The sequence below is a fragment of the Thauera phenylacetica B4P genome (genome assembly GCF_000310225.1).
GTDB classification, from domain to species: domain Bacteria; phylum Pseudomonadota; class Gammaproteobacteria; order Burkholderiales; family Rhodocyclaceae; genus Thauera; species Thauera phenylacetica.
In genome coordinates, this window is record NZ_AMXF01000251.1 from 1 (window position 1) to 5,658 (window position 5,658).

The window sequence follows — 5,658 nt, forward strand, 5'->3', positions numbered from 1 at the left end:
CCCCGGTGGCCGCGACACCGGTCGAGCCCTCCGGCTTCGGTTTCCATGAGCCGATGTATTTCCTCATCGGCGGCCGCGATCCGGTGTCGGCGCGCTTCCAGTTCAGCTTCCGCTACCGCATCTTCGACGAGCAGGGCGTGGTGGCGGAGAACATCCCGGTGGCGAGCGGGCTCTACTTCGGCTTCACCCAGACCTCGCTGTGGGACCTGCAGGCCGAGTCCAAGCCCTTCCGCGACTCGAGCTTCCGCCCCTCGCTGTTCTATCGCTTCGCCCTCGACGACCCCGACAAGCGCGGCTCGCTCGCCCTCTCCGGCGGCTACGAGCACGAGTCCAACGGCAAGGAGGACATGCCCTCGCGCAGCATCGACACGCTCTTCGTGCGCGCCGACGCGCGCCTGCGGCTGGACGAATCCGGCGCCTACCTCGGCGTCGTGCCCAAGGCGTGGACCTACCTCGACCGCGAGGACAACCCCGACATCGCGCGCTACCGCGGCCACGCCGAGCTTGGCCTGCGCCTCGGCCGCGACGACGGCTGGCTGTTGTCCACGCTGATCCGGCGCGGCACCGAGGGCAAGATGGGCACCCAGTACGACCTGTCCTACCCCATCCGGCGCAGCGTGTTTTCCGGAGTGGGGGCCTTCGTGCATCTGCAGGCCTTCAAGGGCTACGGCGAGACCCTGCTCGAGTACGACGAGAACAAGGAAGCGCAGTACCGCATCGGCGTCTCGCTGGTACGCTAGCCCTCCCCGATCGCCCTACCCACACAATCACAAGGAGAGTCCCATGCCCCACGCGATCCGAATCCACCGCACCGGCGGTCCCGAAGTGCTGCAGTGGGAGGCCGTCGAGCTGCCGCCGCCCGCGGCCGGCGAGGTGCGCCTTCGCCACCACGCGGTAGGGCTCAACTTCATCGACACCTACCACCGCAGCGGCCTCTACCCGCTGCCCTTGCCCTCCGGGCTGGGCATGGAGGGGGCGGGGGTGGTCGAGGCGGTGGGCGAGGGCGTCGCCGACCTGAAGGCGGGCGACCGCGTGGCCTACACCAGCGGCCCGCTCGACGCCTATTCCGAGGCGCGCAACATCGAGGCGCGCCATCTCGTGGCCTTGCCGGACGACATCTCCTTCGAGCAGGGCGCGGCGATGATGCTGCAGGGCATCACCGCGCAATACTTGCTGCACGCCACCTACCCGGTGAAGGCGGGCGAGACCATCCTGGTGCATGCGGCGGCGGGCGGGGTCGGCTCGATCCTGGTGCAGTGGGCCAAGCTGCTCGGCGCCACCGTGATCGGCACCGTGGGCAACGACGACAAGGCGCAGCGCGCGCGCGCGCTCGGCTGCGACCACGTCATCGTGTACTCGCGCGAGAAATTCCCCGAGCGCGTGCGCGAGCTCACCGGTGGTATGGGCGTCGCGGTGGTCTACGACTCGGTGGGGCGCGACACCTTCCTCGACTCGGTGGCCTGCCTGCGTCGGCGCGGCACCATGGTGAGCTACGGCAACGCCACCGGCCCGGTCGCACCCTTCGACTGCGCGCTGCTGCACAAGGCGGGGTCGGTCTATGTCACCCGTCCCGGCCTGCCCGACTACATCGCCAGCCGCGCGGAGCTGCTCGAACGTGCGGCCTCGCTGTTCGAGGTGGTGCGCAGCGGCCAGGTGAAGATCGAGGTCCTGCAGCGCTACGCGCTCACGGACGCCGCGCAGGCCCACCGCGACCTCGAGGCGCGCAAGACCACCGGCTCGACGGTGCTGCTGCCCTGATCGCGGCCGTGCGGCTGCGCCGGGTGGCGAGGCGGCCCGGCGCCCGCTGTCCTAGTCGAGCAGCACGTAGCGACCGTCGCGGATCCGGGTGAAGTACACCGTCCGCGGCGTGTCGCCGTTGGCGTCGAAGGCGATCTGCTGCTGCAGCCCCTGGAAGGGGGCGTGGCGCACCAGGGCCTGCTTGAGCGTCTCGTCGGCCGTGCGCTGTTCCATCGCTTCGAAGAGCGCGGTCGCCGCGTCGTAGGCCAGCACCGAGCTGTAGCCCGGCTCGCGCTGGAAGCGCTTGAAGTAGGCGCTGCGGAAGGCCTGGTAGCGCGCCGAGCGGTCGTCGCGGTCGAAGGCCTGCACGATCACCAGCCCTTCCAGCGCCTTGCCGCCGAGCTCGATCAGTTTCTCGCTCGCCGCCCACTCCGCCGCCGCGATCGGCAGCTGCGGCGCCTGCAGCGTGGCGTGCTGGCACAGCCGGGTGAGGTCGATCGCCGCGGCGAGGAACATCAGCCCGTCCGGCTCGGCGGCGAGCATCGCGCGCACCACCTCGCCGAAGTCGGCGTCGGGCCGGGACTCGAAGGTCACCGCGACGACGGTCTTGCCGCCGAGGCCGCTGAATGCGGACTCGAACTCCCTGAACCACGATTCGGTGAACGAGCGGTTGCGCAGGTCGTAGGCCACCGCCACCCTGCGCTGGCCCTGCGCGAACAGCCGCCTGGCGTAGTCGTGGGCGTTGTCGCGGGTGGTCCGGTTGATGCGGAAGAGATAGTCGTCGTTGCCGTAGAAATCCATCGAGGCGATGGTCGGGCTCACCATCACCACGCGGTTGCGGTTGATGTGCGGCAGCGCCGCCGCCGCCATCGCGCTCGCGAACGGACCGACGATGGCCTCGACCTTCGCCTCGATCAGCTCCGCCGCGCCCTTCGCGGCGATCTCCCGCGTCTGCGCGTCGTCGCGCACCAGCAGTTCGAGCGGCCGGCCGCGGATGCCGCCCGCGGCGTTGCGCTCTTCCAGTGCGAGCTGCACGCCGTTGCGTCCGGCCTCGCCGACATCGGAGGCGCGATCGCTCAGCCCGCCGAGGAAGCCGATTCGGATGGGCTCGGGGGGCTGGCAGCCGAGCAGGGCGAGAGCGGCGAGGGCGGTGGCGAGGAGGCGGCGGATCATCGGAGGCTTTGGCAGGCGGGGTGCGGGCAGTGTTCGGAGCGGAAAGTTTATAATCGGCAATATAATCTGAAACGCCAAAAACATCACAAGTCAAAGAGATCAGGGCCTTTATCTTGTCGACTCAGTCTGAAATATCACACCTACATGTCGCCGCGCCCCCTCCGGGGCGCACCCGCCTGCCCAGCCTGGATCGAGAGATGGACCTCTTCCCGACCGCCTTCGACCCCTTCCCTCCGCACCATTCCCCGATCCCGCCAGGCCGCGTGGCCGCGCAGGCCGCGCAGGTCGACGCCCGCCGGAGCGGCGAACGATGAGCCGGCGCGCGCGTGCGCCGGCGCGCGCGGGCTGGTCGATCCGTGCGCGCCTGCTGGTGATCGGGCTGACCCCGCTGCTGCTGGGATTTCCGCTGATCATGGCGGTCCTGGTGTTGTGGGGCGGCTCGTACTTCGAGCGCATCGTCGTCGCCAACGCCGGGAGCCACCTCGCCGGTAACGAACGCTATCTCGAGAACGTGCGCCGCGAGGCCGAGGAGCGCGTGGGCCAGCTTGCCGAGTCCCGGCCGATGCGACGCCTGCTCGACGATGCGGGCCCTGCCGAAGAGACCGCGGCCATCCTCGCGAGCCGGGCGGAGACCGCCGGGCTGGATTTCCTCGTGCTCGCCACGGCCGAGGGCGAGGTGCTGGTCGGCGCCACGGGGCGGCCGCTCGGCGGTCGCCTGCCGCGCAGCTTCGCGCTCCGCCAGGCGCGCCAAGGCCTGGCGGCGGCCGCCTTCGAGCGCCTCGACCCGAACCAGCTCGCCGCGATCGATCCGGACCTGCCTGCACGGGTGCGCGTGTACACCCTGCCGGGGCAGGCCCGCCCCGGCCTCGCCGGCGTCGAGGAGCACGGCCTGCTGCTGACGGTGGCCGCACCCATCGCGTTGGCCGCGGGCGGGCCGGATCTGGTCCTTTTCGGAGGGCTCGCGCTGAGCGGCAACGAGGGCCTCGTCGAGCGCATGCGCGACATCGTCTTCCCGGCCGGCACCCTCCCGGACGGCACCGAGGGCCAGACCAGCCTGCTGCTGGGCAGCCGGCGCGTCGCCACCACCTTGCGCCTGCCCGGCGGCGAGCGCGCGGTGGGGAGCTTCGCGCAGCCCGAGGTGGTCGCCCATGTGTTCGAGCAGGGCAACATCTGGCTGGCGCGTGCGGACGTGCTCGGCGAGTCCATGATCGCGGGCTACGCGCCCATCCACGATGGCGACGGCGAGCGCATCGGCATGCTCTTCTCGGGTTTCCCCGAGGCGCCCTACCAGCGCGAGAAGCTGCAGATCTTCGCGGTGGTGGGCGGGCTCTTCCTGCTGCTGGCGCTGCTGTTGTCCGCGCTCTACATGTGGTGGGCGCGCCGCATCACCGCGCCGCTGACGCACATCATGGGCACCATGAGCGCCGCGGCGGCGGGTGACCTGTCCGCCCGCGTCGGCGCGCCCGAACGCGACGACGAGGTCGGCCGCCTCGGCATGCAGCTCGACACCATGCTCGACGCCCTCACCGCCGAGACCGCACGCCGCGAGGCCCTCTTCGACAACATGCGCGATGGCCTGGTGCTGATCGACGGCAGCGGCGCGGTGCGCGACTGCAACCGCCGGTTCGCCGCCATGCTCGGCTACACCCGCGAGGAAGCGCGCGGGCTGCACGTGTGGGACTGGGATCGCGGCATCGAGCGTGCCGCGCTGCTGGACATGCTGCAGCGCACCGACGGCCTGCAGAACCTGTTCGAAACCCTGCAGGAACGCAAGGACGGCAGCCGCTTCATCGCCGAGGTCTCGTGCAGCCGGGTCGAGTGGGGCGGCGAGACCTACGCGCTCGCGATGCAGCGCGACATCGGCGCGCGCAAGCGGGTCGAGGCCGAGCTCGAGCGCCATCGCGACCACCTCGAGGCCATGGTGCGCGAGCGCACCGCGGCGCTCGCCGAGGCGCGCGACCAGGCCGAGGCGGCCAGCCGCGCCAAGAGCGCCTTCCTGGCCAACATGAGCCACGAGATCCGCACGCCGATGAACGCCATCATCGGCCTGTCGGAGCTGCTGCTGCGCGAGGGCGTCGACGCGCGCAGCCACGATCGCCTCGGCAAGATCAAGGGCGCAGCCCATCACCTGCTCGGCATCATCGACGATATCCTCGACCTGTCGAAGATCGAGGCCGGCAAGCTCGGGATCGAGCGCGTCGAGTTCGTCCTCCCCGACCTGGTGGACAGGGCGGTGGTGCTGGTGCGCGAGCGCGCCCGCGAGAAGGGCCTGCGCCTGCGCAGCGAGATCGACCCGGCGCTGCCGTGCACGCTCGCAGGCGATCCGGTGCGCCTCACCCAGATTCTGGTGAACTTCCTCTCCAACGCGGTGAAGTTCTCCGAGCACGGCGAGGTCGTCGTGCGCGCCCGCCAACTCGCCGCGGAGCGGGGGGTGGTGCAAGTGCGCCTGGAGGTGGTCGACCAGGGGATCGGGATCGAGCCCGCGGAACAGGCGCGTGTCTTCAAGGCCTTCGAGCAGGCCGACGGCTCGGTGACGAGACGGTACGGCGGCACCGGGCTCGGGCTCGCGATCAGCAAGCGCCTGGCCAAGCTGATGGGCGGGGAGATCGGCGTCGACAGCCAGCCCGGGCGCGGCAGCACCTTCTGGATCCGGCTCCCGCTCGCGGTCGTGCACGCGCCGGCCACGCCGGCCACGCCGGCCACGCCGCCCGCGCCGAAGACGGGCGCGGTGCCGAGCGCCCACCAGCG

Annotated in this window: 4 protein-coding genes; 3 read left to right on the plus strand and 1 reads right to left on the minus strand. The window is 71.1% G+C overall.

The window, feature by feature from the left end; all coding sequences use genetic code 11:
* Both C667_RS19665 and C667_RS19670 read left to right on the plus strand, forming a co-directional pair.
* On the plus strand, nucleotides 1-740 hold a 740-nt coding region (locus tag C667_RS19665), incomplete at its 5' end, for a phospholipase A (RefSeq protein ID WP_004378128.1).
* 43 nt (nucleotides 741-783) lie between these two features.
* On the plus strand, nucleotides 784-1,758 hold the full coding sequence (locus C667_RS19670; RefSeq protein WP_004378131.1) for a quinone oxidoreductase family protein: 975 nt from the start codon (nucleotides 784-786) through the stop codon (nucleotides 1,756-1,758).
* Nucleotides 1,759-1,809: 51 nt separating this feature from the next.
* Here the strand turns inward: C667_RS19670 and C667_RS19675 are convergent, their stop codons facing one another.
* Nucleotides 1,810-2,910, minus strand: coding sequence for an ABC transporter substrate-binding protein (locus C667_RS19675; RefSeq protein WP_004378133.1), 1,101 nt, complete (start codon nucleotides 2,908-2,910; stop codon nucleotides 1,810-1,812).
* 310 nt (nucleotides 2,911-3,220) lie between these two features.
* Here C667_RS19675 and C667_RS24425 point away from each other — a divergent pair.
* Nucleotides 3,221-5,658, plus strand: a 2,438-nt coding sequence (locus C667_RS24425; RefSeq protein ID WP_004378135.1) for an ATP-binding protein, incomplete at its 3' end; no start/stop codon positions are given.

Coding starts and splice junctions, on each gene's coding strand:
- C667_RS19670 (WP_004378131.1), top strand. CDS start 784: ATGCCCCACGCGATCCGAATCCACCGCACCGGCGGTCCCGAAGTGCTG.
- C667_RS19675 (WP_004378133.1), bottom strand. CDS start 2,910: ATGATCCGCCGCCTCCTCGCCACCGCCCTCGCCGCTCTCGCCCTGCTC.